This is a genomic window from Nonomuraea sp. NPDC051298, assembly GCF_055586305.1.
In genome coordinates this window covers 189,901-215,797 of record NZ_JBVJIM010000014.1, presented here as the reverse complement: position 1 = coordinate 215,797, position 25,897 = coordinate 189,901, and the positions used below count along the sequence as shown (strand labels likewise).

26 protein-coding genes are annotated in these 25,897 nt (G+C 71.8%); 15 read left to right on the top strand and 11 right to left on the bottom strand.

The genetic code is table 11. The annotated features are described in order from the left end of the window. Positions 1–24: 24 nt before the first annotated feature. Positions 25–927, top strand: coding sequence for a LysR family transcriptional regulator (locus ACZ6S0_RS34110; RefSeq protein WP_465923428.1), 903 nt, complete (start codon positions 25–27; stop codon positions 925–927). A gap of 62 nt (positions 928–989) precedes the next feature. Here ACZ6S0_RS34110 and ACZ6S0_RS34105 read toward each other — a convergent pair whose 3' ends face one another. The 5 genes from ACZ6S0_RS34105 to ACZ6S0_RS34085 all read right to left on the bottom strand — a co-directional run bounded on the left by ACZ6S0_RS34105 (position 990) and on the right by ACZ6S0_RS34085 (position 7,091). Next, positions 990–2,288: a hypothetical protein gene (locus tag ACZ6S0_RS34105; RefSeq protein WP_465923427.1), complete on the bottom strand. Its 1,299-nt coding sequence runs from the start codon at positions 2,286–2,288 to the stop codon at positions 990–992. A gap of 81 nt (positions 2,289–2,369) precedes the next feature. Then, positions 2,370–3,320, bottom strand: coding sequence for a substrate-binding domain-containing protein (locus tag ACZ6S0_RS34100; RefSeq protein ID WP_465923426.1), 951 nt, complete (start codon positions 3,318–3,320; stop codon positions 2,370–2,372). Beyond that, entirely contained in the window at positions 3,320–4,258 is a 939-nt protein-coding gene (locus ACZ6S0_RS34095) for an ABC transporter permease (RefSeq protein ID WP_465923425.1), read from the bottom strand. The genes ACZ6S0_RS34100 and ACZ6S0_RS34095 overlap by 1 nt, the downstream gene beginning before the upstream one ends. Further along, positions 4,255–5,709 carry a sugar ABC transporter ATP-binding protein gene (locus ACZ6S0_RS34090; RefSeq protein WP_465923424.1) on the bottom strand — a complete coding sequence of 485 codons (1,455 nt, stop codon included), beginning with the start codon at positions 5,707–5,709 and terminating at the stop codon, positions 4,255–4,257. Before ACZ6S0_RS34090 ends, ACZ6S0_RS34095 begins: the two co-directional genes overlap by 4 nt. Then, positions 5,706–7,091 (bottom strand): aldehyde dehydrogenase family protein, encoded by a 1,386-nt coding sequence (locus ACZ6S0_RS34085; protein WP_465923423.1) that lies wholly within the window; start codon positions 7,089–7,091, stop codon positions 5,706–5,708. Before ACZ6S0_RS34085 ends, ACZ6S0_RS34090 begins: the two co-directional genes overlap by 4 nt. Positions 7,092–7,216: 125 nt before the next feature. Between ACZ6S0_RS34085 and ACZ6S0_RS34080 the strand changes: the two genes are divergently transcribed. From ACZ6S0_RS34080 to ACZ6S0_RS34070, 3 genes are read left to right on the top strand one after another with little or no spacing between them, the layout of a single operon-like run. Further along, the gene (locus ACZ6S0_RS34080) at positions 7,217–8,689 is read left to right on the top strand and encodes a xylulokinase (RefSeq protein ID WP_465923422.1); all 1,473 of its coding nucleotides are present in this window, start codon (positions 7,217–7,219) and stop codon (positions 8,687–8,689) included. Continuing rightward, complete coding sequence (locus ACZ6S0_RS34075; protein ID WP_465923421.1) at positions 8,679–9,629, top strand: shikimate dehydrogenase family protein; 951 nt, start codon at positions 8,679–8,681, stop codon at positions 9,627–9,629. The genes ACZ6S0_RS34080 and ACZ6S0_RS34075 overlap by 11 nt, the downstream gene beginning before the upstream one ends. Further along, positions 9,626–10,417, top strand: coding sequence for a GntR family transcriptional regulator (locus ACZ6S0_RS34070; protein WP_465923420.1), 792 nt, complete (start codon positions 9,626–9,628; stop codon positions 10,415–10,417). The genes ACZ6S0_RS34075 and ACZ6S0_RS34070 overlap by 4 nt, the downstream gene beginning before the upstream one ends. Positions 10,418–10,506: 89 nt before the next feature. Here ACZ6S0_RS34070 and ACZ6S0_RS34065 read toward each other — a convergent pair whose 3' ends face one another. The 3 genes from ACZ6S0_RS34065 to lepB form a co-directional block, all read right to left on the bottom strand. After that, entirely contained in the window at positions 10,507–11,391 is an 885-nt protein-coding gene (locus ACZ6S0_RS34065; protein ID WP_465923419.1) for a helix-turn-helix domain-containing protein, read from the bottom strand. 72 nt (positions 11,392–11,463) lie between these two features. After that, complete coding sequence (locus ACZ6S0_RS34060; RefSeq protein ID WP_465923418.1) at positions 11,464–12,075, bottom strand: short chain dehydrogenase; 612 nt, start codon at positions 12,073–12,075, stop codon at positions 11,464–11,466. Positions 12,076–12,208: 133 nt separating this feature from the next. Next, entirely contained in the window at positions 12,209–12,736 is a 528-nt protein-coding gene (lepB, locus tag ACZ6S0_RS34055) for a signal peptidase I (protein ID WP_465923417.1), read from the bottom strand. 379 nt (positions 12,737–13,115) lie between these two features. Here lepB and ACZ6S0_RS34050 point away from each other — a divergent pair, with 379 nt between their 5' ends. From ACZ6S0_RS34050 to ACZ6S0_RS34035, 4 genes are read left to right on the top strand one after another with little or no spacing between them, the layout of a single operon-like run. Continuing rightward, positions 13,116–15,515: a sensor histidine kinase gene (locus ACZ6S0_RS34050; RefSeq protein WP_465923416.1), complete on the top strand. Its 2,400-nt coding sequence runs from the start codon at positions 13,116–13,118 to the stop codon at positions 15,513–15,515. Further along, the gene (locus tag ACZ6S0_RS34045) at positions 15,512–15,946 is read left to right on the top strand and encodes a roadblock/LC7 domain-containing protein (protein ID WP_465923415.1); all 435 of its coding nucleotides are present in this window, start codon (positions 15,512–15,514) and stop codon (positions 15,944–15,946) included. Before ACZ6S0_RS34050 ends, ACZ6S0_RS34045 begins: the two co-directional genes overlap by 4 nt. Beyond that, the gene (locus tag ACZ6S0_RS34040) at positions 15,943–16,341 is read left to right on the top strand and encodes a DUF742 domain-containing protein (protein ID WP_344872643.1); all 399 of its coding nucleotides are present in this window, start codon (positions 15,943–15,945) and stop codon (positions 16,339–16,341) included. Before ACZ6S0_RS34045 ends, ACZ6S0_RS34040 begins: the two co-directional genes overlap by 4 nt. Beyond that, on the top strand, positions 16,322–16,921 hold the full coding sequence (locus ACZ6S0_RS34035; protein ID WP_465923414.1) for a GTP-binding protein: 600 nt from the start codon (positions 16,322–16,324) through the stop codon (positions 16,919–16,921). The genes ACZ6S0_RS34040 and ACZ6S0_RS34035 overlap by 20 nt, the downstream gene beginning before the upstream one ends. 65 nt (positions 16,922–16,986) lie before the next feature. On the opposite strand, the gene ACZ6S0_RS34030 is transcribed toward ACZ6S0_RS34035, so the two are convergent. Next, positions 16,987–17,967, bottom strand: a complete 981-nt coding sequence (locus ACZ6S0_RS34030) for a DUF1838 family protein (RefSeq protein WP_465923413.1) — start codon at positions 17,965–17,967, stop codon at positions 16,987–16,989. 246 nt (positions 17,968–18,213) lie between these two features. Here ACZ6S0_RS34030 and ACZ6S0_RS34025 point away from each other — a divergent pair, with 246 nt between their 5' ends. The 3 genes from ACZ6S0_RS34025 to ACZ6S0_RS34015 all read left to right on the top strand — a co-directional run bounded on the left by ACZ6S0_RS34025 (position 18,214) and on the right by ACZ6S0_RS34015 (position 20,304). Further along, a complete protein-coding gene (locus tag ACZ6S0_RS34025) occupies positions 18,214–18,543 on the top strand; it encodes a hypothetical protein (RefSeq protein WP_465923412.1) in 330 nt (109 codons plus the stop codon). Between the two features lie 794 nt (positions 18,544–19,337). Further along, positions 19,338–19,856 (top strand): SRPBCC domain-containing protein, encoded by a 519-nt coding sequence (locus ACZ6S0_RS34020; protein WP_465923411.1) that lies wholly within the window; start codon positions 19,338–19,340, stop codon positions 19,854–19,856. Positions 19,857–20,106: 250 nt separating this feature from the next. Then, on the top strand, positions 20,107–20,304 hold the full coding sequence (locus ACZ6S0_RS34015) for a hypothetical protein (RefSeq protein WP_465923410.1): 198 nt from the start codon (positions 20,107–20,109) through the stop codon (positions 20,302–20,304). Positions 20,305–20,500: 196 nt separating this feature from the next. Here the strand turns inward: ACZ6S0_RS34015 and ACZ6S0_RS34010 are convergent, their stop codons facing one another. After that, positions 20,501–20,710 (bottom strand): hypothetical protein, encoded by a 210-nt coding sequence (locus tag ACZ6S0_RS34010; protein WP_465923409.1) that lies wholly within the window; start codon positions 20,708–20,710, stop codon positions 20,501–20,503. Positions 20,711–20,812: 102 nt separating this feature from the next. Between ACZ6S0_RS34010 and ACZ6S0_RS34005 the strand changes: the two genes are divergently transcribed. The 4 genes from ACZ6S0_RS34005 (at position 20,813) to ACZ6S0_RS33990 (ending at position 24,809) form a co-directional block, all read left to right on the top strand. Further along, entirely contained in the window at positions 20,813–22,021 is a 1,209-nt protein-coding gene (locus tag ACZ6S0_RS34005) for an MFS transporter (protein ID WP_465923408.1), read from the top strand. 53 nt (positions 22,022–22,074) lie between these two features. Continuing rightward, positions 22,075–23,292 (top strand): MFS transporter, encoded by a 1,218-nt coding sequence (locus tag ACZ6S0_RS34000; RefSeq protein WP_465923407.1) that lies wholly within the window; start codon positions 22,075–22,077, stop codon positions 23,290–23,292. A 32-nt stretch (positions 23,293–23,324) separates the two neighbouring features. Beyond that, positions 23,325–23,711: a VOC family protein gene (locus ACZ6S0_RS33995; RefSeq protein WP_465923406.1), complete on the top strand. Its 387-nt coding sequence runs from the start codon at positions 23,325–23,327 to the stop codon at positions 23,709–23,711. An 81-nt stretch (positions 23,712–23,792) separates the two neighbouring features. Next, entirely contained in the window at positions 23,793–24,809 is a 1,017-nt protein-coding gene (locus tag ACZ6S0_RS33990) for a hypothetical protein (RefSeq protein ID WP_465923405.1), read from the top strand. Here the strand turns inward: ACZ6S0_RS33990 and ACZ6S0_RS33985 are convergent. Next, positions 24,790–25,854, bottom strand: a complete 1,065-nt coding sequence (locus tag ACZ6S0_RS33985) for a LacI family DNA-binding transcriptional regulator (protein WP_465923404.1) — start codon at positions 25,852–25,854, stop codon at positions 24,790–24,792. The two genes, ACZ6S0_RS33990 and ACZ6S0_RS33985, sit on opposite strands and share 20 nt — an antisense overlap. Between the last annotated feature and the right edge of the window lie 43 nt (positions 25,855–25,897).

The window sequence follows — 25,897 nt, the reverse complement described above, 5'->3', positions numbered from 1 at the left end:
CTATGGTGTTATGTTCCGGGAGGCATGATGGAGCTGAACACGCTCAGGCAGTTCCTGGTGGTGGCGCGGCTCGAGCACCTCAGCCGCGCGGCGCAGGAGCTTCGCGTCGCCCAGCCCTCGCTGAGCCGGACGATCGCCCGGCTGGAGAGTGAGCTGGGCACCCCGCTCTTCGACAGGAGCGGCCGGCTCCGGCTCAACGACACGGGCAAGCTCTTCCGCGGTTACGTCGAGCGCTCCCTCGGCGAGCTGGACGCGGGCCGCCGGGCCGTCGCCGAGGCCGGCAGCGAGGGGCTGGGCACGGTGCGGCTGGCGTCGGAGACCTTCCTCACCCTCACCAGGCCGCTGGCGGCCTTCAAACGAGCGCATCCCACCGTCGAGATCGAACTCGACTGGACGCCGGCCGAGGACATGGCCCGCCGGCTGCGCGCCCAGGACGTCGATCTGTGCGTGGCCTCGCAGCCCATCGACGCCGAGGGACTGGAGGCGGTCCGGCTGCTCGACGAGGAGGTGTGGCTGGCGATGCCGTTCGACCATCCGCTGGCGGGCCGCGCCTCGGTGAGCGTCGAAGCGCTCGGCGACCAGCCGTTCGTCTCCGCCCGCAGGGGGCACTGGCAACGGCGGCTGCTCGATCGGCTGTTCGCCGCCAGAGACCTCACCCCGAAGATCGTCTGCGAGGTCGACGAGCTGAGCGCCATCGTCGACCTGATCAGCGCCGGGCTCGGCATCGGTCTCGTCCCCGGCATCGCCCGCCGCGCCTACACCCGGGCGCCCCTCGCCTGTGTCGCCGTCGACAGCCCCGACTGCCGCCGGGCGGTCACCCTGTACTGGGGCGCCGACGGCCACCTGTCGACGGCCGCGCGCCTGATGCGCACCGCGATCACCGACTGGGACTGGACCGGCGGCGAACCACTGGACGACCACGCCTGATCACGCCTGTGGCCCGGTGAGGCGGCGGGGCGCCACCTCACCGGGCCGTCGTCAGCGCCCTGCTACTTCTTCGGTACGTACAGCCGGATGTCCGTGAGGCTCGCGCTGCCCTCGTAGACGTTGGTGTAGAGGTCGCCGATCACGAAGTAGTCGGGGTAGGCCGACCCGGCCGGCCACTGGTCGGGCCAGGTCATGCTGCCGTTGTTGTCGTTCTGCACCAGGTTGCCGTTGAAGCGGCCGTCGTACTCCTCGGGCTTGACGTTGTAGTGCCAGATCGGGTTGTTGTCGACGACGAACGGCCGGTGGAAGCGGATCGTCTTCTTGCCCACCCGGGCGAAGTTGCCGCTGGCCTCCAGCGTGTAGCCGGTCTCGTCGCGTTCGATGGCGAAGGTGTAGTACTCGTTGGGCATCAGCTCGGGCTGCAGCTCGGCGGCCGAGGAGAGCTGCCGCTCGGCCACGCCGTTCGAGCAGGTGGACATGAACCACTGGGAGTTGCCCGCCAGGCCGCCCTTGCCCGGCGTCCAGTTGGGCATGCCGCTGATCCACATGTTGACCGTGTTGAAGCTGCTGTCGCGGTAGTTGTAGTACTCGCCGGTGTCGGAGTTGCAGACCCGGCCGCCGGTGCCGGTGCCGACGCGGTCGGGGTGCTGGGAGAAGGAGTCCATCAGCACCTTGCGGCGGTAGTGCCAGAAGTGGTTGTTACGCGGCGCGGGGTCGGCGAAGTCCACGATCGTCATGAAGTGGAAGCCGTTGTAGCCGTACGCGCCCTCGCGCACGTCCTGCCAGTCGCAGTAGGGAGAGGACGCGTCGCCGTTCCAGCCCGGGCTGCGCGAGCCCTCGCCCCAGGGGTGCTGGGTCTTGCAGCCCTCCTTCGAGTAGCCGTTGATCCGGTTGTCGTACTCGATGGTGCCGTTGCGCTTGCCGCCGAAGTCGACGGTCTTGAGCTTGTACTCGACCCGGTACTTGTCCGGCAGCGCGTTCGTCGGGCGGAAGATCGCGCCGCCCGTGTGGTCGGGCACCTTCAGCTCGGCCACCGGCCCGCCCTTGATCACCTTCCTGCTGATGGAGGGCGGCGACTCGATGACGCCGTCCTTGTTCCAGTCACGGGCCGAGAGCGACGCGGTCAGCCAGCCGTCCTTGCCGACCTTGAACTCCTTGCGGTACGTGTCGAACGACTCGAAGGCCGTGTTCCAGGCCGAGCCGTAGTCGTTCTGATACCACAGGCCCGAGTCGTCCATGATGGTGTCGAACGGCTGGGCGTGGGTCTCCTTCACCCAGGGCGCGTCGCCGAGCGGCTTGGCGAAGTTCTCCTGGTAGAGCAGCCGCCAGCCCGACGGCTTGGCCTCGGCCGGCGGATTCACGGCTAGCGGGATCAAAGCCACCACAGCGGCCATAAGCCCGCGGGTCGCGATTTTGCGTGACATTTTTCCTCCAAGGGGGGGTTAGAAGCTGCCATTGGGGTCGTAGTACTGGGCCGCGTTCTCCTTGGTGACCATGGGCGAGGGGACGACGGTGTCCTTCTCGACCTGTGCGCCGCCGAGGATCTCGACGGCCCGGTCGAGGCCCTTGCTGCCGATCTCGTCGGCGTCATTGAGACCGGTTACCAGATAGTTCGTGCCGTCCTGGATGGCCTTGAGCGCCTCGTTCTGGCCGTCGACGCCCGCGATGACGATCTGCTCGGCCTTGCCGGCGTCGGCGATGGCCCGCTGCGCGCCCAGGCACATGGCGTCGTTCTCGCAGAAGACCGCCTTGAGGTCGCCGTGCTGGGCGAGCAGGCTCTCCATGACCGACAGGCCGCCGTCCGAGCTCCAGTTGCCGAAGTCCGGGGCCTCGACGAGCGTGATGCCCTGGGCGGTGCCGAGCACCGACTTCACGCCTTCGGTGCGCGCCAGGCCGATCGAGTTGTCCGCGGGACCGCCCTTGATGATGCCGACCTTGCCGCCGTCGGCCAGGTGCTTGGCGAGGAACTGGCCGTTCTGCACGCCGATCGCCTTGTTGTCGGGGCCGATCCAGCTCGTGTACTCGCCGGTCGCGAACTTGCGGTCGACCAGGACGACCGGCTTGCCCGCCTGCTTGATGGCGTTGAGCGCGGCGGGGGCCGACTCGAGCGGGCCTCCGGAGATGATGATCGCGTCGACGTTCTTGCTGAGCAGGTCCTCGACGTTGGAGGCCAGCTTGGCGGCGTCGCCGTTGGCGTCGGTGCTGATGACCTCGACGTTGCCCTTCTTCTTGGCCTGGGCGGCGATGGCCTTGTCCATGCCGCTGAAGTAGGGGCCGCTGAGCAGGAAGTTGGCGACACCGATGGTCTGCTTGCCGTCGTCCTGCGCGCCGCCCCCAGAGGAGCAGGCGGCCAGACCGAGGCAGGAGGCGAGGAGGAGGATTCGTAGCTTCATCATTTTCTCCGGACGAGGATGACGACGATGATGATCAAGCCTTTGAGCACCTGTTGCCAGAAGCTCTGCACGCCGTACAGGTTGAGCAGGTTGTTGATGAGGACCAGGACGAGCACGCCGCCGAACGTCGCCCGCACCGAGCCGCGCCCGCCCGCCAGGCTGGCGCCGCCGATGACGCAGGCGGCGATCGCGTCGAGTTCGAAGGCCACGCCGACACTGGGCTGCGCGATGCCGACGCGGCTGGCCAGGACGACCCCGGCCAGTCCGGCGCAGGCGCCGCTGATCGCGTACGCGAGGATCACGTGCTTGCGGACGTTGATGCCGGCCAGCCGCACGGTCTCGGCGTTGCCGCCGATCGCGATGATCGACCGCCCGGCGGGTGTGCGGGACAGGAACACGCCGCCCGCGACGAAGACCACGGCCATGATGACCGTGATGAGCGGAATGGGCCCGAGCATGGCCGAGCCGAGCGAGAGGAACGCCGGGTCGCTCGGCGTGACGGGCACCTCGGAGTAGACGAACGCCAGGCCGCGGATCGTGGTGAGCGAGGCCAGCGTCACCACGAACGGCGCGAGCCCGAACCGCGCCACCAGCGTGCCGTTGACCAGCCCGAACGCGATGCCCGCCGCCACGCCCACGACCATCGCGACCGGGATGGGCAGCCCCGCGGACAGCCCCGCGGCGAGGATGCCGGAGAAGGCCACCACGGACCCGACGGACAGGTCGATGCCGCCGGTGAGGATCACCACGAGCATGCCGAAGGCCAGCAGACCCGTCGTGACCATCTGTTTGAGCAGGTTGGTGAGGTTGACCGGGGTGAGGAAGGTGTCGGAGGTCGTGGCGGCCACCACCACGAGCAGGACGATGACGGCCGCGGAGATCGCCTCGGCGGTGATGTCCCGCCCTCGCAGCACGAGGCGGGGAGAGGCGACGGTCATGTGAGGGTTCCCATCGAATGGGCGAGGACCTCGTCCTCGCTGGTCTGGTCGGAGCGCAGCTCGCCGACGATCCGGCCGTGCGCCATCACGAGCACGCGGTCACTCGCCCCGATGACCTCGGTCAGGTCGGAGGAGATGAGCAGCACGGCCACACCGTCACGGGCGAGGGTGTCGATCATGCGGTAGATCTCCACCCGGGTGGCCATGTCGACGCCGCGGGTCGGCTCGTCCAGCAGGAGCACGCGCGGGTTCCTGAGCAGCCATTTGGCCAGCACCGCCTTCTGCTGGTTCCCGCCGCTCAGGTGCTCCACCGACATGGGCGCGCAGCCCGCGGGCCGGATGCCCAGCCGGTCGATCATGCCGCCGATCTGGTCACGCTGCCTGGCCAGGTCGATGAACGGCCCCTTGAGCGTGGTGAGCGCGATGTTGTCGCGTACGGACATGCCGAGCACGAGCCCGGTGCGCTTGCGGTCCTCGGTGACCAGCGCCAGCCCGGCGGCGATGGCCTCGGCGGGGGAGCCGTACGCGCCGCTGCCCGCGGTGGCCGGCTCGGCGCCGAACACGCACCGGGCCAGCTCGCTGCGCCCCGACCCGACGAGCCCGAACATGCCCACGACCTCGCCCGCCCGCAGCGTGAACGACACGTCGTCGAACTCGCCCGCCCTGGTGAGCCCGGTGACCGTGAGCCGGGTCTCGCCGGGCTCGGAGCGGCGGTCGGGGTAGATCTGCTCCAGCTTCCTGCCCGCCATGTGCCTGATGAGGTCGTCCTCGCTCGTACGCGCCGGCTCGGTGGTCTCGATGACCCTGCCGTCCTTGATCACGACGATGGAGGTGGCCAGGTCGAGCACCTCGGCCAGCCGGTGCGAGACGTAGATCACCAGGACGCCGCGCTCCTGCAGCCGCCTGATCAGCGCGAACAGCGAGTCGAGGTCGCGCCCCGACAGCACCGCCGACGGCTCGTCCAGGATGAGCACGCGCGGCTCTGTCACCAGCGCCTTGGCGATCTCGACCATCTGCTGGCGGGCCACGGTCAGGCGTTCCGCGGGCGTGCGCGGGTCGATCGTGCCGAACCCGATCGACTCCAGCAGCTCGGCGGCCCTGTCGTGCGCGGCGGGCCAGTCGATGAGGCCGTGCCGCCGGGGGAAGTCGCCCATCAGCAGGTTCTCGGTGACCGACAGCTCGGGCACCAGCGTCAGCTCCTGGTAGACGGTCCTGATGCCCCGCTGGTGGGCGTCGTGCGGAGAGCGCAGCCGGACGGGCTCGCCGTCGATCAGCATCTCGCCCGCGCTCATCGGCTGGGCCCCGGCCAGGATCTTGATCAGTGTCGACTTGCCCGCACCGTTGGCGCCCACCACGGCCAGCACCTCGCCGAAGTGCCCCTCCAGGTCGATCCCGTGGAGCACCCCGACGCCCGCGTAGTCCTTGGTGACGCCGCGTAGCACGAGGCTCATCCGAACGCCTCCGTGACGATCACCGTCTTCTGGCGGGTGAACTCCAGCGCCGTGTCGTGCACGCCCTCCCGGAAGCCGCCGGTGTCCTTGGTGCCGCCGAACGGCAGGTTCTCGGCGCGCAGCGCGGTGGAGCCGTTGATCACCACCCCGCCGACGTCGAGCCGGCTCGCGATCGTGAACGCGCGGGAGATGTCGCGGGTGAAGACCGCCGCCTGCAGCCCGTACGGCGAGTCGTTGGCCAGCCGCACCGCCTCCATCGGGTCGGTGAAGGAGGCCACGGGGGCGACGGGCCCGAAGATCTCCTCGTTGAAGGCCGCGCTGGAGACGGGCACGTCGGACAGCACGGCCGGGTCGTAGAACGCGCCCCGCCTGCCGCCGCCGGTGACCAGCCTGGCCCCGTCGGCGACGAGCCGGTCCACGGCCGCCTCGACCCGCTCGGCCGCCTCCTCGGCGATCAGCGGGCCGACGTCGGTCGACTCCTGCAACTGGTCGCCGACGCTGAGCTTGCCGGTCTCCTCCAGCAGCGCCGCGACGAAGTCGTCGTAGACGGCCCGGTCGGCGTAGACGCGCTTGACGGCGCAGCAGATCTGCCCGTTGCCCCTGGCCAGGCGGCCGAGCACGACGGCGCGGGCGGCCTCGGCCAGGTCGGCGTCGGCGCAGACGATCAGGGCGTCGTTGCCGCCGAGCTCCAGGAAGACCTTCTTCAGCGTGTCCGCGCCGCGCCTGGCCAGCTCCCTGCCGGCGACCGTGCTGCCGGTGAGCGACACGGCCGCGATCCCGGGCAGCTCGGCCAGGAGCTGGGACACGCGGACGCCGCCGGTGACCACCTGGTGGGCGTGCGGCGGGGCGCCGGCCTGCGCCACCAGTTCGGCCACCCGGAGCACGGCGAGCGGGCAGCGCGCGGGCGGCTGCACGACCACGGCGTTGCCGGCGGCGAGCGCGGCGGCGGCCTTGTGGGCGTACAGCTCCACGGGGTAGTTGAACGGCACGATGGCCGCCACGACGCCGAGCGGCTCGCGGAGGGTCACCGCGAGGTGGCGCTCCAGCCCCGGCACCGCGTCCAGCGGGATCTGCCTGCCGAACAACCGGGTCGCCTCGCCCGCGTAGCCGCGGAAAATGCGTACGGCGGCGGCCACCTCGCCCCGCGTCTGCACGATGGGCTTGCCGTTCTCGGCGGCCAGCAGCCGCGCCAGACTCTCGGCCTCCGCCTCGATCAGGTCGGCCACCCGGCGCAGCAACGACTCGCGCTCGTGCGCGGGCAGGGCGGCCATCTCCCGCTGCCCTTCCTGCGCGGTGCCGACCACGCTCGCCACGTGCTCCTCGGTGTACGACTCGACCTCGCCGAGCAGTTCGCCGGTGCCTGGATTACGGACCTCGATCATGTAGGTGTCCCCTGTTACGACAATGTGGACGCATCCTGTAATTACAGGATGCTAGGATGTTAGGCAAGAGCCCGCTGCTCGGAATGTCTAAAGTTGGGGCCACCCCAGGCCACTCGGAGCAGCAGATGATCCTCACCCACGACCTCGGCACCACCGGCGACAAGGCGGCGATGTTCGGCGACGACGGTACTCCCACCGCGGTGATCACCGTGCGTTACCCCACCGCGTTCGGGCCGGGGGGCCGGGCCGAGCAGTCTCCGCTCGACTGGTGGGACGCGGTGCTCCGCTCGACCCGTGACCTGCTGGAACGGACGGGCACGGCCCCGACGGAGATCACCTGCGTGTCGTTCTCCGGGCAGATGATGGGCGCGGTCTTCCTCGACGGGCGGGGCGAGCCGGTGCGCCCGGCGATCATCTGGGCCGACACCCGCTCCGCCGGGCAGTGCGAGCACCTGCTCGGCCGGATCCCGATGGAGCGGGTCTACGAGCTGACCGGCCACCGGCTCAACGCCACGTACTCGCTGGCGAAGGTGCTGTGGGTGCGCGAGCACGAGCCGGACGCGTACGCCGCCACCCGCGCGATCGTGCAGGCCAAGGACTTCGTCGCGCACCGGCTGACCGGGCGCCTGGCCACCGACCCGTCAGACGCGTCCGGCACCAACGCCTTCGACCAGGTGGCCGGGGTCTGGTCGGAGGAGATCCTGGAGGCGGCCGGTGTCCCGATGACGCTGTGGCCGGAGGTCGTCCCGTCCACCACCGTGATCGGCCATGTCACGCCCGAGGCCGCCGCGCTCACGGGCCTGGCCCAGGGCACCCCGGTGGTGATCGGCGGCGGCGACGGGCCGTGCGCCGCGACCGGCGCCGGCGTGGTGGCGCCCGACGGCTCCGCCTACACCTACCTGGGCTCCTCCTCGTGGATCTCGCTGGCCGCCGACGCTCCGCTGCTCGACCCCGGCATGCGGACCATGACGTTCAACCACGTCGTGCCCGGCCGGTTCGTGCCCACGGCCACGATGCAGGCCGGCGGCGCGTCGCTGGAGTGGATCAGCGAGGTGCTCGCCGCGCCGCACGCCGACCTGCTCGCCGCCGCGGGCAAGGTCGAGGCCGCGGGAGACGGCCTGTTCTTCCTGCCCCACCTGCTGGGGGAGCGCTCGCCGTACTGGAACCCCAAGGCGCGGGCCGCGTTCATCGGGCTGGCCCGCCACCACGAGCGCGCCCACCTGGCCAGGGCCGTGGTGGAGGGCGTGGCGATGAACCTCCTGACCGGGCTGCGGGCCTTCACCGGCAACGGCACCGCGATCGAGCGCATCGACGCGGTGGGCGGCGCGGCCGTGGCCGGCGAGGTGCTGCGCGTGCTGGCCGACGTGTGGGGCCTGCCGGTGCGCCGGCGTACGATCGTCGAGGCCAACAGCCTGGGCGCGGCGATCGTGGGCGGGGTCGCGATGGGCGTCTTCGACGACTTCGGCGTCGCCCCGGGGCTCTCGGCCGCCGAACCGGCGATCATGCCAGACATGATCGTTCACGAGCGGTACATTCGCCGGTATCACCGCTTCCTCGACGCCTACGCCCGGCTGGAGCCGTGGTTCAATGAGCATTGAGATCCTGTCCCGAGACCCCGCCGAGGCCGGCACCGGCCCCGACCTCATGCGGTTTCTCGGCGTCACGACCTCACAGTCGTCGATCCACGCCCTGTTCCCCCGCTGGGCGCGGGCGCTCGGGCTGCCCGCCGCCCGCCTGGTCGGGCAGGACCTGCCGCTGGGCAGCCCGCCGGAGGTCTACCGCGCCGCGGTGGCCGAGCTGGCCGCCGACCCGCACACCCGGGGCGCCCTGATCACCAGCCACAAGACCGGCGTGCACGCCGCCGCGTCCGACCTGTTCGACGAGCTGGACGACTACGCCCGGCTGTGCGGGGAGATCTCCCTCGTCACCAAGCGGGACGGGCGGCTGGCGGGCGCGGCCAGAGACGTCGTGACGGCGGCCCGCGCGCTGCGCGAGATCCTGCCCCCCGGCCACTTCGCCAGGACCGGCGGCCACGCGCTGTGCCTCGGCGCCGGCGGGGCCGGGCTGGCGATCGCCGTCGTGCTGCTGGAACGTCACACCGACCGGCCGGGCCGCCTGATCGTGTCGGACGTGCTGCCCGAGCGGCTGCGCAAGGTACGCGAGGTGGCGGCGGCGCTCGGCGCGCCGGTGGAGGTGCGGTGCGTGCCGCCCGGCGACGACCTGCCGGCCGGGCTGCCCGCCGGCTCGCTCGTCGTCAACGCCACCGGCATGGGCAAGGACCGGCCCGGCTCGCCGATCGGCGACGCCGCGCTCTTCCCCAGGGAGGCCGTCGTCTGGGAGCTGAACTACCGGGGGCCGCTCACCTTCCTGCGCCAGGCCGGACGCCAGGCCGCCCGGCGCGGGCTGCGGGTGGCGGACGGGTGGCGCTATTTCCTGCACGGCTGGGCCGACCACATCGGCGGCGTCTACGGGACCTCGATCGGCGAGGAGACGTTCGCCCGGCTGGACACGATCGCACACACCTCAGGGGAGTCATGACCCAACAGCGGCTGGACCGGGAGTCGTTCGTCCCGATGTACTACCAGCTTCAGCAGGCCCTCATCTCCGACATGGACGAGGGGGTGCACCGCCCCGGCGACCGCCTGCCCAGCGAGAGCGAGCTGTGCGACTCGTACGGCGTGTCGCGGACCGTGGTCAGGCAGGCGCTGCGCGAGCTGGAGATCAGCGGCCGCATCGTGCGCAGGAAGGGGCAGGGGTCGTTCGTGACGCCGCCCAAGACCTCGGAGCGTCTGGTCCAGACCCTCACCGGCCTGCACGAAGACGTCACCTCGCGCGGTGGCACCATGCGCAGCGACGTGCGCCGCCTCGAACGGGTCCCGGCCACCCCCGAGGTCGCCGCCGAGCTGGCGATCGCGCCGGGCGACCCGGTCATCGTCCTCGACCGGTTGCGGTTCGTGGACGAGATCCCGTGGGTGGTGGTCGTGACGTACCTGCCGTACGCGTTGTGCCCGGGGCTGCTGGAGGAGGACCTGACCCACCAGTCGCTGTACGCGCTCCTGGAGGACAAGTACGGCATCGAGATCTCCTGGGGGCGGCGGCAGGTGGAGGCCGTGCCCGCGCCCGCGGCGGTGGGACAGGCGCTGGACATCCGCCGCGGCAGCCCGATCCTCCTGCTGTCCAGCACGTCGTACGCGCCGGACGGGCGGCCCGTCGAGTATTTCGTGGCCTCGCACCGGGGCGACCTGAGCCGGTTCGAGGTGCGCCTGGAACGGCGCAGGGGCGTGCCGCGCAACCCCCTGCTCACCGTGCAGTCCGCCGGCACCTGACCCGGCCACCTCCCGACGAGCCCGGGGCCTCCGGCCCGAGGTGACCGGCTTCTGTGGGGCCCTGGTCGACGACCGGGGCCCCATGGGTCTCAGCCCGGCATCCGGCTTTCCCGCGCGTCGTGGCTTCCGGCGACGAGGTCCGCCAGCAGCCTCAGCCCGGCGGCGGAGGAGGAGCCCGGCTCGGCGAAGAACAGCGCGAGGCGCTGGCGGTCGTCGTCGGGCAGGAGCAGGGCCTCGTTGTGGAGGGTGAGGCGGCCCACCAGGGGATGGTGCAGCTCGCGGACGTGGTGGTCGCACACGCGTACGGGGTGCGCCGACCACAGGGCGGCGAACTCGCGGCTCTTCATGGTCAGCTCGCCGACCAGCTCCGCCAGTTCGCGGTCGTCCGGGTGCCGGGCCGCCGACCGCCGCAGATCGGCCACCGTGTCCCTGGCCTTGGCCCGCCAGTCGGTGTACAGCCCGCGGGTGTGCTCGTCGAGGAAGACGAGGCGGGCGACGTTGGGGCGGCCGCCCGGCCGGTCAGGCGCGTCGAAGTCCAGGTGGCCGGCGAGCAGCGCGTGTCCGGTGCGGTTCCAGGCGAGCACGTCGGCGGCGCGGCCGATGATCAGCGCGGGGGTGTCTCCGACGGCGTCGAGCATCAGCCGCACCGATGGGCGCAGCCGTTCCTGGCGGCTGCGCCTGCGGGCCGTCGCGGGCGCGGGGCGCGCGAGCGCGTACAGGTGTGCCTGCTCGGCGGTGTCGAGCCGGAGCACGCGGGCGATGGCGTCCAGCACGGCGTCCGAGGCGTTGGGGCTGTTCCCCTGCTCCAGCCGGGTGTAGTAACCGGCGCTGACCCCGGCGAGCTGGGCGAGCTCCTCCCGGCGCAGCCCAGGGACGCGGCGGCGGCCACCGTGCTCCGCCAGTCCCACGTCCGCGGGCCGCAGCCTGGCCCGGCGATTTCTCAGGAATTCGCCAAGTTCGAGCTTTGTGTCCATATCGCCAAGGATGCCGTACTCGCCGCGGTGGAGCCTGCACCTGTGAGATGCAGGCAGCGCGGCGTCCGCCGCTCAGCGGGCCGCGGTGGGGCCGCCCCGCCCGGTCAGCGTGCGGCCGTGGGCGTCGCCTTCCACCGCCTCCACGTACAGGCGGGCCACCTCGGCGGCGGGGGTGCCGTCGGCGGGGTCCAGGCCCAGGACGAGCAGCGTCTCGCGGATCCAGCCGGGGCTCACGACGTTCAGCCGGACGCCGGGAGGCGTCTCGATCGCGGCGGCGTGCACGAACGCCTCCAGACCCGCGTTGACGAGATGGCCGAGCGCGCTTCCCGGGACCGGCTCGGCGAACCGGCCGCTGGTGAGCGTGACGGACCCGCCGCGCGGGAGGCGCGCGAGCGCCCGGCGCGCCAGGTTGACCTGGCCGACGAGCTTGCCCTGGAGGCCGGTCCAGAAGTCCGCGTCCGAGGTCCCGCCCAGCGGCGTCATCGCGCCGCTCGCCGCGCAGACCACCACCGCGTCCACCGGGCCGACCTCCTCGAACAACCGGTCCATGGACGCGGCGTCCGCCAGGTCGACCTTGACCGGGCCGCCGCGGGAGGCCCCCACCACGTCGTGGCGTACGGCGAGCGCGGCGCACACCGCGCGGCCCAGGGTCCCCGTCGCACCGATCACCAGAACCTTCATCATGCCCCCGTTTCCTTCGAAAGTGGCGTACGGACCCAGCCTGCGGCCACCCGCCGGGTCGTAACCAGCGCACTGCCGGGAGTACACCTGCCAGGTACAGGACCGGGTGCCGCTGCGTGGCCCGGCCCTCCGCCTTCTACCGAACCGGCAGACTCACCTGGCCGTCGACGTCGGAGACCGCGACGGTGCCCTCGCCGGGGTCACCGACGTGAGCGCGGGAGTCCAGGGCGATGTGGCGGTTGTCGCTCATCATCCACAGCCGGCCCGCTGGGACCTGGACACGGAACTTCACGTGCGAAGCGGGCGGAACGGCGATGTACGGCTCGTCCAGCGCCTTGCCGTTCACCTCGAGGCGCCCCTGGGAGTCACAGCAGACCACGGTGCTTCCCGGTACGCCGACGACCCTCGACACGTGCCCGGCGCCCGGGGTGACACCCGTCCAGTCGGCCGGTGTGAACACGACGACGTCACCCGGGCGGAGGACATAGTCACCCGCGGCCCGCCGAACCGTGAGGCGCGCTCCCTTCTCGACGGTCGGCAGCATCGACTCGCTCGGCATCGAGAAGGAGAAGGTGCCGACTGCCTCCCCGAGCAGCGCACAGCCCGTGGTGGCGAGCAGGACCGGGCAGAGCAGCGCCACCGCGGCCACGCGTAAAGGAATCACCACGGCATTATCCCGGACGGCGGCCCCGACGAACGCCACGCGCACCGATGGACGGGCCGCTCGGCCAGGTCGTCGCGGGAGCGGTACAACTGGGGCTTTCGGCATACCTGCCGTATGACTACGATCTGGCACCGATCGCCTGTACGGCGATCATTCATCATGGGCTTCACCAACCGGCGAGGAGAGTGTCCTGCACGTGGCTGGATGGGGCAGGAACAGGCGACAACGCGCGGGGGCCCAGAACGGCGGCAGCGGACCGGCGGGGCCGGCCGGCGGCGGCCGGAACGGCGGCGGTCAGAACGGTGGGAGCGGACCGGCGGGGCCGGCCGGGGGCGGGCCGCGGCGACCGGCCGGTGGACGCCGGCTGCCGTTGCGTACCGTGCTGCTCATCGTCGTGATCGTGCCGAGTGTGACGTTCACCCCGCTGCTGGCGTCGGGCATGCGCCAGCTCTTCACGCAGTGGCAGGCGGAGCAGGCCCAGATGGACCTGGCCACCACGATCGTCGGCAGGCCCGCGATAGACCTGTTCTTCGCGCTGAACCAGGAGCGCCAGGTCACCGCGCGGGTGCTGGCCGGTCCGAGGAGCCAGGCCGGTCCAGGGAGCGCCGCCCGTCAGAGTCTGGCCGAGCGGCGCGAGGCGACCGACGGGGCCGTGCGCGCCTTCCGCCCTCTGACGGCGCTGGACGTCGCCAACGGGCAGGAGGGCCTCACCGCCGCGATCTCCCGGACCGTACGCGGCCTCGACCTCCTGGAGCAGCAGCGTCGCGCGGTGGACGAGGGCTCGTCCGGCAGCCGCCAGGCGTTCGACTACTACAGCGGCGTCGTCGAGTCGGGCCTCGGCGTGCTGACCGCGCTCAGCCACACCGACGAGGGCCAGGTGAACACCGCGTCCCAGCCGCTGGTCGACCTGCTCTGGATCATCGACCTGGTCGGCAGGGAAGACGCCCTGCTGGCCCGCGGCTGGGAGACCGGCCGGCTCACGAAGGCCGAGTACGGCCTCGCCACCGAGGCCATCGGCACCAGGAACCACCTCATGCGCGCCCGGGTGGTCCCCGTGCTCACGGGCGAGGAGACCCGGTACGCCAAGCTCATGGAGGGCGAGGCGTGGCGGGCCATGACCGCCGTGGAAGGGCGGCTGACCCTCGCCGCGGGCAACGCCGACGGCGATCAGATGAGGCTCCGCGAGGACAGCGGCACCTGGCGCTCCTCGACGGAGACGGTCACCACGCAACTGCGCGAACTGCTCAGCCTGCGATTCGAGCACGTCACCGCGATCGGCTATGGCCACGCCAACATGATCTTCACGGTCTTCGTCAGTATCTCCACCGTCGGCCTGCTCGCGCTGGGCCTGGTGGTCCTCACGAGCTGGCGGCTGACCGCCGTGCTGCGGCGGCGGATCACGCACCTGCGCCAGGAAGCCCACGAACTGCAGGAGCGGCTGCCCGACGTGGTCGCCCGGCTGCGGCGCGGCGAGGACGTCGACGCGGACGCGGAAGTGCCCATGATCACGCCCACCGGCGACGAGCTGGGCGAACTCGGGCACGCGCTCAACCTGGCCCGCCGCAGCGCCGTCCGCACCGCCGTACGGCAGGCCGAACAGCACCGCGGCTTCCAGCGCATGCTCCAGCGCATCGCCCGCCGCACGCAGATCCTCATCGGCCTGCAGTTGAAGAAGCTGGACGAGCTGGAGCACAAGCACGAGGACCCCGAGGTGCTGGAGGGGCTGTTCGACCTGGACCACCTCACCGCCCGGCTGCGCCGCTACGAGGAGAACCTGGTGATCCTCGGCGGCGGGCAGCCGCAGCGGCGCTGGCGCAAGCCGGTGCGGCTGCTCGCCATCCTGCGCGCCGCCCAGAGCGAGGTCCAGGACTACCGCCGGATCTCGATCGACGTCGAGGGCGAGCCCTGGATAGCCGAGCGCGCGGTGGGCTCGCTGATCCACGTCCTGGCGGAGCTGATGGAGAACGCCACCACCTTCTCCAAGCCGCTGACCCCCGTCGAGGTACGGGCCGCGGCGGTCGGCCGGGGCGTCGCCGTGGAGATCGAGGACCGCGGCCTCGGCATGGAACCCGAGCAGTACGTCGCCGTCAACGCCCTCCTGCAGTCGCCGCCCCAGCTCGACGTGCTGACCCACGCCGACGACGTACGCCTGGGCCTGTACGTGGTCGCCAGGCTCGCCGCGAACCTGGGCCTGCAGGTGGAGATGCGAGCCTCGGCCTTCGGCGGCACCAGGGTCGTCGTGCTCCTCCAGGAGCCGCTCATCGTGGACCGCCCGCCCGCCGCTCCCGAACCGGCCCCGCGCCCGGAAGAGGACCCCCAGGAGGCCCTCCAGGAGGCCGCCACCGCCGCCACCGCGGCCGACGAGGAACCCGGGTCGGAGGCGGGCCCGGCCCGCGAGGACGGTGCGCTGCCGACCCGTTCCAGAGGACGGGCGATGGCGTCCGTGACCGCCCAGGCAGGCTCGCCGGAGCCGGGGCCGGGGCCGGAGCGGGGCCCGGCGGGACCGCAGGACCGCGGCGGCGCGGCGGCGCCGTCCGCCCGCCGTCCACTGCCCCAGCGGGTGCGCCAGGCCAGCCTGGCCGAGGAGCTGAAGGCCACCGCGGACACGGACGACCGCGACCAGGAAGGCCGGGCCGCGCGCGACCAACCGCGCCGATCCGGCGCCACCATCGGCGCGTTCCAACGGCAGTCGCGCAAGCGCCGCGCCGATGACGACGCCGCCCCGCCCCGGCCGGGCGGATCCCCGGAACCCACCACCCCGACGACGGAAGATCGATGATGACGCAGCGCACCACCGCCACCAACAGGGACCTGGACTGGCTGCTGGACGGCCTGGTGGATCAAGTCGCCGGCACCCGGCACGCCGTCGTGCTGTCCGACGACGGCCTCGTGGTCAGCCGGTCCAGGACCATCGACCGCACGGACGCGGAACGCCTGGCCGCGATCGCCACCGGCCAGCAGAGCCTGGCCCGCGGCGTCGGGCAGCTCTTCAGCGGCGGACCGGTCCAGCAGGTCATCATCGAGATGGCCGACCTGTGGCTGTTCATCACCGCGGCGGGCCGGGGCACCCATCTGGCCGTGCTCGCCTCGCAGGAGGTCGACGCCGAGCTGATGAGCGTCGCGATGCACACCCTGATCCAGCAGGTCGGGCAGAAGCTGGGCACCGACGCCCGCACCCCGCAGGGCCGCGACATCGGAGGACACGGATGAGGCACTGGACGGAGGGCCAGGCGGACGACGACGCCGACCGGTCCCTGGTCCGTCCTTACACGATCACCGGCGGGCGAACCACCCCCGAGCGGGACGACCTGACGCTGATCACCGTGGTGACGGCGGTCGCCGAGGTGCTCGCGGAGCCGGGACGCGACCGGCGCAGGCTCCAGCCGGAGCACCGTACCGTCCACGGTCTCTGCCGGCGGCCCCTGGCGGTGGCCGAGATCGCCGCCGCGCTGCACCTCCCGGTGTCGGTGACCAAGATTCTCATCGGCGATCTGATCGAGTCGGGCCAGGTACGGGCCCGGCCACCGCTGGCTTTCGCGCGGGCAGGCGGTCTCCCCGACATTTCAATCCTGGAGGCGGTGAGGGATGGGTTACGCGAACTCTGACCACGGTGACGGTGCTCCCCTGGCCGTGAAGATCCTGATCGCCGGCGGGTTCGGCGTCGGGAAGACGACCATGGTCGGCGCGGTGAGCGAGGTCGCCGCCCTGCGTACGGAGGAGTACCTGACGCACGCCAGCGTCGGCGTCGACGATCTGGACGGCGTGGGCGGCAAGGCCACCACCACGGTCGCGCTGGACTTCGGCCGCATCACCATCAACCGGCAGCTCGTGCTCTACCTGTTCGGCACCCCCGGGCAGGAACGGTTCTGGTTCATGTGGAACGACCTCGTCAACGGGGCACTGGGGGCGGTCGTCCTGGTCGACACCCGGCGGCTGGAGGTGAGCTTCGCGTCGATCGACTTCTTCGAGAGCCGCGGCATCCCGTTCGTCGTCGGCGTCAACTGCTTCCACGGCGTACGGGACCGGACCCACGAGGAGATCCGCAAGGCGCTCGACCTCGATCCGCAGGTGCCCCTGCTGCTCTGCGACGCCCGCGACCGGAGGGAGGGACGCGATGTGCTGCTGGCGCTCATCGATCTCCTGATGGCCGCCCAGTCGCCCACCACACCGCACCCCGTGTCCTGACCGGCCGCGTGCCCGTGTCCTGACCGGCCGCCGCCCGGGTGGGCGGCGGCCGGTCTTCGGGGCGTTCAGCCGCGGCCGTTGGCGGCGCACCATCCTGCCCAGGTGGTGGCGCCCTTGCCGAGCTGCTTGTTGTAGAAGGACGTCCAGGAGTTCTCGCTCGGCCCGGGTTCGGCGGGGGCGGCCTGGTACAGCGGGTGGTTCGCCTCGACCTCGGCCCGCAGCCACGGCTCGATCTGGCCGTAGGAGCCCAGCGACCAGCTACGGGCGTGGTAGGTGAGCTGGCCGCGCACGTCGCTCTCCGGCAGGCACATGAAGGGCGCCCACGGGCTGGTCCGCGCCCAGTTGATCTTCGTCTTCATCGCCCCGAACGGCACGCCGGGCTTGGTGCGGGCCGCCACCTCGCGCTGATCGACGGAGAAGTCGAACATCTCCTGCGCGGCGTAGACGCCGCCGGTCAGGCCGAACCCCTCGCCGAGCGTGGCGGCGAAGTTCGTGCGTACGCCGATGTCGCTGGTCCACAACGTCTCGTCGTGCAGTTGCTGCAGCGGCGGGCCCGCGTACGAAGGGGTGATCGGGAACGGTCCGAAGTTGACCGTGTCGTTGTTGATGGGGACGACCGGGTACGTCTTGCCGTCGATCGGGTTCGTCCACTCGCGCAGGACGCGCCGGGGGTCCGCCGGGTCGGTGTAGAAGACGATCTCCCGGGAGAGCTGGTAGAGCTGGTTGGTGTCGGGGACCCGGTACAGCCGCCGGATGTTGTAGCCCTCGATGTTGAACAGCTTCTGGCCGTGCCGGATCGCCGGGTCCAGACTGTTGCCCTCGACGTTGGCGTACACGGAGCCGGAGATCCGGAAGACCATGTCCTTTCCGTCCGGCCGCCCGAACGTCTGTAAGGACAGCTTCCCGCTCGGGTCGGTGACCGTCGCGTAGAGCGGCCCGGGGTGTGTGGGGCCGTAGGACTCGTCGTGCGCCGCCGCGCCCGGAGTGCTGGTGCATAGAAGTATGGCGATCGAGGCCAGTAGCCCGGTAATGCCTTTTCTGATCACGTTCGGCCTTTCGGTGCCGGGAGGGGATCGAGCGAACAGCGCCATATTGTGATCATGCCGCGCGAAGGCTTGTCCACTCGGGTGTCCACCCCGGTGACCAGCAGTGATCAGCGGTGGCCAGCGGTGACCAGCGTGGCGGCGCTGGCATCGTCACGGTGGGGTAACCTTCCGGTCTGTTTACTTTGAGTATTCAGAAGATTACTGTGCGTAGCGATGGTTCCATTCGAGTGAAAGGAGACTTCCGTCGTGTTCATCCGTCGTCACGCGCTCGCCTCGGCCGCCGCCGTGGTCGGCCTGCTGAGCCTGGCACCCGCCGCGCTCGCCGACCAGGCCAGGGCCACCACCCCGCAGGTCGCCGTCCAGTCCGGGCACCCGCACGTCTTCGAGTGCCGGTACCTCGACGTGGACGACTTCGCGGTCCACGGGCGGCACTGCTGGCCCGACCATTGGGGGCCGCTGCACAACGTCGTCATCCAGGGCCCGATCTTCTGGCAGAGGTACCACTGCCGGACGGGATGGGCGGAAGGCCCGCTCTGGGTCAGAGGAGAACACTGCTTCCCGGTTCTCCCCTCCTAGCGGAGGGGCGACGGCCGGCTGACCCGGCCGGAGCCCTGCTCCGGCGGGCCACCGGCACCGCAGGGCGCCCGGGGAGAACCCCGGGCGCCCTCTCATGCCCCGCCGCCCGCCGTTCTTGGCTCGGGGCGGTGAGCTGGGCGCGGGCCTGGCCGCCGGGCCGGTCGAGGCCCCTGGGCCCGCACGCTGGCCCTGCCCGCCGACGACGGGACGATCCCGCAGTCGCACCAAGCGGGTGCCGCCGGCCCGTCCGCCTGCGCCTCCGAGCACCGGGTGCGACTCCACCTCGCGCCGGATCGAGCAGTACGTCAACGGGGCCTTGGCGGCCACCGACACGACGTGGAACGCCGATGGGCCGTTCATGGCGGGCGCGGCCAAGAGTGCGGGACGGGCGAGCAACCACTTCCCCGGCGACGAGCGCGTCGTGCGCGCCCATGGCCGCGCCTTGTTCGTCCCAAGGCGCGTGAGGGCGCGTTCGCAGGGGGCGGGTGAACTCTGGCCTGGCCCGGATCTTCGCCGGTGCGACCGACGGCGCCCTGTTCGGGTCGCGGCGCCTCGTCGTGGGCCGCGAGGGGCACCCCGAGTTGATAGGCAAGTCGTTGCTTGCATATGGTGGGGGTCATGGCCGAGGATGCCATCACGTACCACGAACTCGCGCCGGGGGATCGATCCTCATGGTGCGTGCGGAGGGTCCACGCGCCCCGGCCCCTCGCCGAGGTCGGCCGGTGGCCGGAGCCCTGTCGCGTGTTCTGGTCGGGGCGCCTCGACGCCCTGGAACAACACCTGGAGGAGAACCCATGATTCACGGAACCCTGGAGACGATCGACGGCCGCCCGGCCCTGCGCTTCGAGCGCGCGCTCCCGTACCCGATCGAGCGCGTGTGGCGGGCCGTCAGCGTGCCGGCCGAGCTGGAGCGCTGGTTCCCGGCGGCCGCCGACTGGACGCCGGCGAGGGGCGAGACCTTCGCGGCCGCCGGCGAGAGCGGCGAGGTCACCGAGGTCGCTCCACCCCACCGCCTGGCCTGGACCTATGCCGGTCAGCCCTACAGCTTCGACCTGGCGGCCGACGAGGGCGGCTGCCGCCTGGTCTTCACCCACGTCATCGACGACCGCAGCCTCACCGCGCAGACCGCCACCGGCTGGGAGACCTACCTGTCGCGGCTCGAACCGCATCTCGCGGGCGAGTTCGTCTCGGAAGAGGTGGCACACGAGCCGTGGGCGGAGGTCCACGAGCTGTACGCCGAGCGCTTCGGGGTCGACCCGGCGCCGGGCCGCCGCTTCGCCGCCGCTCTGCGCGGGGACGCCGCCGACGCCTGACCCGCCTGCACCACCGCTGCGCCGATCGTGGCCCTGGGAGCCCTGGGCCACCGCCCCCGGCAGGGCGGACAGCACGGCCCGGATCAGCGGCGGGGCCACGCCGGTCAGGGCCGAGAACCCGGCCGGGGCCAGCGCCTGGCCCACCGGCCAGGTCATCTGATGGACGGCCAGGTAACGGCCGCACAGCGCCGGGGGCGCGGTGCCCGCCGCCAGCGCGGCGGCCGGTGCCGTGTGCAGGAGTTCGGCGAGGGTGAAGACGAGGGTCGCGGCCACCAGGCCGCAGGCTCTCGGCAGGCCGGAGGGGAGGAACGCCGTCGCGGCGTACAGGGCGCAGGAGAACACGAACTCGGCTCCGGCCGGCGCCATCGCGTGCGTACGCCGGGCGTGGCACTGGAAGCGCCGCACCGGGAGTTGTCCCGCCGCGATGAGCAGCGTGTTGACCGTGTAAAGGACGCCCAGCAGGGCGACCGGCGTCCCGAGGGCCGAGACGGCGTACAGCGGCAGTCCCACGGAGAGGATCAGGTGGGCCGGCGTGAACGCCTGCTCGGCCAGCCAGCCCCATGAACGGCCGGTCGCCCAGCACCCGCCGACAACCGCCACCCGGCCGCTCACCCGCGCGGCCGGACGCCGCCCGGCAGGAGCAGTCAGGCGGCGGCCACCGCGAAGCTGATCGCGTTGAGTGCCGCGATCAGCGCGAATCCGGTCTGGCCCGCCACCGACACGGACGTGGCCGACAGGAGACCGCCGAGCCCGCAGGCCACGTCGCGGGCCGTGGCCCCGGCCGCCGGCGTCACGCCCAGGCCGACCGTGGTCATGGGCAGGCCGGTCACCTGGTGGATGAACATGAGCGTCAACGGCCAGATCGGGGACCCGTGCCAACGATAGTGAATCGCGATCGATAGCTATGAAAAGTATGTGTTGGACTCATAGATCGGTTCTCGCGCACTCTTGAGCGCATGAAGGAAACTCTGAAGCGGGCACCCGCCCCGGCGGCCGAGCCGCGGCTGCCTCGCGGGATCCTGCTTCTGATGTCGGTGGCCACCGGGCTCTCGGTCGCCGGCAACTACTTCGCGCAGCCCCTGCTGGAGGTGATCGGGCGGGAGCTGGGGCTGGGCACCACCATGGCCGCGCTGATCGTGACCGCCGCCCAGGGCGGGTACGCGGTGGGGCTGATCCTCCTGGTCCCGCTGGGCGACCTGGTCGAACGCCGCCGCCTCGCGGTCCTGCTCTTCGCCGCCACCGCGGTGTTCCTGCTGGTGTCGGCCCTCGCGCCGAGCGGTCCCGTGCTGCTGGCCGGGACCGCCCTGACCGCGGTCACGTCGGTGGCCGCGCAGGTCGTGGTCCCGTACGCGGCCACGCTCGCGGCGCCCGGCGAGCGCGGGCGCGTGGTGGGGACGGTCATGGCGGGCCTGCTGCTCGGCGGCCTGCTGGCCCGCACGGCCTCGGGCACGCTCTCCGCGCTCGGCGGCTGGCGGACGATCTACTGGCTGAACGCGGTCCTGGTGTCGGTCGTCGCCGTCCTGCTGTGGCGGTTCCTCCCGCGCCTGCACACCCGGGTCGGGCTGTCCTATCCGGCGCTGCTGCGGTCGACGTTCGCGATGTTCCGCCACGAACCGCTGCTGCGCTGGCGGGCCGGGATCGGCGCGCTGTCCTTCGCCACGTTCAGCGTGCTGTGGACGGCGGTCACGTTCCTGCTGTCAGGCCCGCCGTACGGCTGGAGCGAGGCGGCCATCGGACTGTTCGGCCTGGTCGGGGTCGCCGGGGCGGTCACCACGCCGATCGCGGGCCGGTTGGCCGACCGCGGACGGGTGCAGCAGGTCAGCGGCGTCGCCACCGCGGTCCTGGCGCTCTCCTGGGTGGTGATCGGCGCCGGAGCGCTCTCGCCCGGCTGGCTCGCCGCCGGGGTCGTGCTGTTCAACGTGTCGCACCAGGCGGTGCTGAACGCCAACCAGAACGTCATCTATGCGCTGCGCCAGGAAAGCCGCAACCGGCTCAACTCCGCGTTCATGACCTCGTGCTTTCTCGGGGGCGCCGCCGGGTCGCTGCTGACCTCGGTGGCCTGGACCGCGGCCGGCTGGACCGGGGTGACCCTGCTCGGCGGCGGACTGTGCACCGCGGCTTTCGTGCTGTGGGCGCTGGAACGCGTCCACGCGCGGCGACTCTGACCGACCCCGCAGTTCGTTCCTGATGTCTCCACCCAACCGATGAGAAGAAGAGAATGGGCACCAACGACAATCACCCGCACTCGATCTTGAGATCATGGCTCGGCGTTTCGGCGATCACGGCCAGTCTCTTCGTCTTCCTCACGACCGAGCTGATGCCCGTCGGCCTGCTCACCCCGGTGAGCGCGAGCCTGGGCATCTCCGTGGGCGCCGCCGGGCTGATGGTCACGCTGTACGGCGTCTCCGCCGGGCTCGGCGTGCCCTTCATCGTGGCCTGGACCAGGCGCGTCAACCGGCGCGTCCTGCTGTCGACGCTCCTGGTGATCCTGACCGTGGGCAACACGATCACCGCCATCTCCCCGAACTACCCGCTGGTCCTGACGACGCGGCTCGTCATGGGCTTCGCCAGCGGCGTGTTCTGGGCCATCGGCGTGAGCATGGCGATGCGCCTCGTCCCCGGACGCCACGCGAACAGGGCCGCCGCGATCGTCATGTCCGGCATCTCGGTCGCCGCGGTCGTCGGCATACCCCTGGGAACCGTACTGGAGAGCCTCACCACGTGGCGGACCACGTTCCTCATCTGGGCCGGGCTCAGCGCTCTGGTGTTCCTCGCGGTCGTCACCGTCATCCCGTCACTGCCGTCGACGAACGCGGTCTCGGTACGGGAGGTCTTCGGGCTCCCGCTCAGGAACACGCCCTTGCGCCTGGTGCTGTGCACCGTCGTGCTGTTCGTGCTCGGCCATTTCGGCGCGTACACGTTCGTGCGGCCCTACCTGGAGCAGAGCGCCGCCGCCACACCGCTCTTCATCACCGTCGTGCTGATGGTCTACGGCGTGGGAGGCGCGGCGGGGAACTTCGTCGCCGGATTCACGGTGAACAGGAGCCTGCGCGGCAGCTTCCTCGCCGGCTGCGCCGGACTCGTGGCGTCGCTGCTGGCGCTGCTCGCGTTCGGCCACGGGCCGGTCGGCTCGATCGTGTCGCTGGTCCTCTGGGGTGTCTCCTTCGGGGTCGTCCAGTTGTCCCAGATCAACCTGACGCAGGCCGCCGCGCCCGACACGTTCGAGGCCGCGATGTCGCTCAACACGATGGCGTACAACACCTCGATCGCGCTCGGCGCGCTCTTCGGCGGGCTGTTCGCCGACCATCTGGGCGTCACGAGCGTCGTCTGGTTCGGTGTGGCGCTGACGGCGGCCTCGCTGCTCCTCACGCTCGTCACCCGGCGGAAGACCGTACGCGCCGTCCCCGGCGACGCGCCGGTGCCCGCGGGTAAGTAGACCAGTCCTCCCATGCGGAAAGGAGATCGCCGATGCGCGTGAAAGCCTTTGACCACCTGGTCCTCAACGTGCGGGACGTCGAACGGTCGCTGGAGTTCTACTCGGGAACGCTCGGGCTCCAGGAGGAGCGGGTCGCGGAGTGGCGGGCGGGGAAGGTGTCCTTCCCGTCGGTGAGGGTGAACGAGTCCACCATCATCGACCTGCTCCACCGCCCGCGCGGCGGGTCGAACGTGGACCACATCTGCCTGGTCGTGGACCCCCTGGACTGGCAGCAGGTGATCGACTCCGGCGTCCTCACCGTGCTGGAGGGGCCGGTCGGCCGGTCCGGCGCGCGTGGCGTCGCGCAGTCGGTGTACGTGCGCGACCCGGACGGCAACACCGTCGAGCTGCGCTGGTATCCCCAGGACGCCGAACAGTGAGCCGATCCGTCCCCGATCACCTCCGACCGCCTCGATCGGTTCGTCCGCACTCCATGAGAAACATCCCACAAGGAGACCCTCGTGCCTTCGACATTCGTCCACCGTGCCCTCGGCGTGCCGGTCGCGGTGGCGCTCACCGTGGCCCTGGCGCCGGCCCTGGCGCCGGCCCTGGCGCCGGCCCTGGCGTCGGCCACGGCCGTCCGGCATCCGGCGGTGATCAACGGCCGGGCGCCCACGCTGCACCCGGAGGGGGTCGCCTACGACCCCGTACGTCAGGCGTTCCTGGTCAGCTCGATGCGCCACGGGACCGTGTCCGTCGTGCGGCCGGACGGGTCGGCCGAGACGCTGGTGAACGACCCGAAGCTGATCTCCTCCGTCGGGATCAGGATCGACCCCGCCCGCCGGCTGCTGTACGTGGCGAACGCCGACGACGGCGCCGGCGAGCGTTCCACGCCCGCGACCAGGAGGCGGGTGGCCGGGCTCGGCGTGTACGACCTGCGGACCGGGCGGCGGGTGCGCTACGTGGACCTCGCCGCCACCGCCGGTCGGGCAGGGGAGAACCACTTCGGCAACGACATCGCGATCGCCCCTGACGGGACGGCGTACGTCACCGACTCGTTCGCGCCCGTGGTCTACCGTGTGGGCACGGACGGCCGGGCGTCGGTCTTCCTGCGCGACGCCCGGCTCGGCGGCGACGGCTTCGCGGCCAACGGCATCGTCTGGCAGGACGGTCATCTGGTCATCGCCAAGACCGACGACGGCACACTGTGGCGGGTGCCGGCGGGAGATCCGGGCTCGCTGCGCCCCGTGCCGCTCGACCAGCCGTTGACCGGCGCGGACGGCCTCGCCGTACGTGACGACGGGTCACTCCTGGTGGTGCGCAACCGGCTCAGCGACACCCCCGCCGACGCGGTCGCCGTCGTCCGGCCGGCCGACGACTGGAAGAGCGCCAGGGTCACCGGCCAGACGGCCTGGAAGGACCCGGCCCCGACCACGGCCGCCGCCGACCCGCGCGGTCGCCACTACGTGCTGAGCGGCCGCATGGACCTGTTGTTCGCGGGCAAGCCCGTCGACACCTTCACCCTGCGGCGGTTGTGACGGGCCCGGCCCCGGCGGCGGGCGCGGGGCCGGTGGTGATGGCCCACGGGATCTCCCGGTCGTCCGGCAGGGCGGGGTCGAGCGCCAGACGCGCGCAGAGGCGGCCCTGGTCGCGCAGCGGGTTGGTGACGGACGTGATGCCGAGGCGCCGCCCGGCCGGTGAGGCGTCCCAGCCGAGGTAGGCGGCGTCCGGGAACGCGTCGCGCAGGGCGTGGTGGGCGCCGAGGGCGAGTTCGTCGCTCATGGCGATGACGAGCGGGCCGGGGGAGAGGTGCGGGATGAGTGCGCGCGCCGCCGCCCCGCCGTCCTGCTGGGTGTTGCGGGCCACGACCGCGACCGGGGTGTCCGTCCACCTGAGCCCGGCCTGTTCGACGGCGGCGCGGAAGCCGCGCAGCCGGGCGCCGGTGACCGGGAACGGTATGCGGGAGGGCAGGTTCGCGCCGGTCGTGACCAGGTGCTCGCGGTCGCGGTCGAGCGGGAAGGAGATCACGACGGGCGTCCGTCCGTCGCGGAGCCCGTGGGCGGCGAGCGCGTGGGCGGCCCGGTAGTCGTCCTGGGTGACACAGGCGATCCCCTCGCGTGCCGGGCCTCCCTGGACGACCGCGGGGCGAGGGTCGCCGGCGACCGCCGCCAGCACCGGGTCGTCGTCCGCGGTGGTCCACAGCACGAAACCGTCGACCGCCGCGGACAGCACACGACCGGCGTCCTCGGCGTCGCCCCTGGTGGGGATGAAGGTGAGGCCCTGGTCCTCCTCGACGCAGACCTCCGCGACCCCGGCCAGGAACTGCGCGGCCTGGGGATCGTCGAAGGCGTAGGTCAGGTGCTCGCTGAAGACCACCCCGAGCTGCCGCGTACGACCGGACTTCAGCGCGCGGCCCACGGCGTCGGGGCGGTAGCCCAGCTCGTCGGCCGCGCGGCGCACGCGGTCGCGGGTGGCGGCGGCCACCCGGGACGGCCGGTTGAAGGCGTAGGAGGCGGTCATGACGGACACCCCGGCGCGGGCCGCCACGTCCTTCAGCGTCACGCGTCTGGGATTCGTCGGCACGAGGTCATCCTAGACGTGTAGCGTTACACAACTCCTCTGTGTA

Excerpts from the sequence above, each read along its gene's own strand:
- ACZ6S0_RS34040 (WP_344872643.1), top strand. The coding sequence starts at position 15,943 with ATGAGGCACTGGACGGAGGGCCAGGCGGACGACGACGCCGACCGGTCC.
- ACZ6S0_RS34000 (WP_465923407.1), top strand. The coding sequence starts at position 22,075 with ATGGGCACCAACGACAATCACCCGCACTCGATCTTGAGATCATGGCTC.
- ACZ6S0_RS34095 (WP_465923425.1), bottom strand. The coding sequence starts at position 4,258 with ATGACCGTCGCCTCTCCCCGCCTCGTGCTGCGAGGGCGGGACATCACC.
- ACZ6S0_RS34070 (WP_465923420.1), top strand. The coding sequence starts at position 9,626 with ATGACCCAACAGCGGCTGGACCGGGAGTCGTTCGTCCCGATGTACTAC.
- ACZ6S0_RS34005 (WP_465923408.1), top strand. The coding sequence starts at position 20,813 with ATGAAGGAAACTCTGAAGCGGGCACCCGCCCCGGCGGCCGAGCCGCGG.
- ACZ6S0_RS34100 (WP_465923426.1), bottom strand. The coding sequence starts at position 3,320 with ATGAAGCTACGAATCCTCCTCCTCGCCTCCTGCCTCGGTCTGGCCGCC.
- ACZ6S0_RS34075 (WP_465923421.1), top strand. The coding sequence starts at position 8,679 with ATGAGCATTGAGATCCTGTCCCGAGACCCCGCCGAGGCCGGCACCGGC.
- ACZ6S0_RS34090 (WP_465923424.1), bottom strand. The coding sequence starts at position 5,709 with ATGAGCCTCGTGCTACGCGGCGTCACCAAGGACTACGCGGGCGTCGGG.
- ACZ6S0_RS34035 (WP_465923414.1), top strand. The coding sequence starts at position 16,322 with ATGGGTTACGCGAACTCTGACCACGGTGACGGTGCTCCCCTGGCCGTG.
- ACZ6S0_RS34085 (WP_465923423.1), bottom strand. The coding sequence starts at position 7,091 with ATGATCGAGGTCCGTAATCCAGGCACCGGCGAACTGCTCGGCGAGGTC.
- ACZ6S0_RS34080 (WP_465923422.1), top strand. The coding sequence starts at position 7,217 with ATGATCCTCACCCACGACCTCGGCACCACCGGCGACAAGGCGGCGATG.
- ACZ6S0_RS34110 (WP_465923428.1), top strand. The coding sequence starts at position 25 with ATGATGGAGCTGAACACGCTCAGGCAGTTCCTGGTGGTGGCGCGGCTC.
- ACZ6S0_RS34060 (WP_465923418.1), bottom strand. The coding sequence starts at position 12,075 with ATGATGAAGGTTCTGGTGATCGGTGCGACGGGGACCCTGGGCCGCGCG.
- ACZ6S0_RS34065 (WP_465923419.1), bottom strand. The coding sequence starts at position 11,391 with ATGGACACAAAGCTCGAACTTGGCGAATTCCTGAGAAATCGCCGGGCC.
- ACZ6S0_RS33995 (WP_465923406.1), top strand. The coding sequence starts at position 23,325 with ATGCGCGTGAAAGCCTTTGACCACCTGGTCCTCAACGTGCGGGACGTC.
- ACZ6S0_RS34020 (WP_465923411.1), top strand. The coding sequence starts at position 19,338 with ATGATTCACGGAACCCTGGAGACGATCGACGGCCGCCCGGCCCTGCGC.
- ACZ6S0_RS34045 (WP_465923415.1), top strand. The coding sequence starts at position 15,512 with ATGATGACGCAGCGCACCACCGCCACCAACAGGGACCTGGACTGGCTG.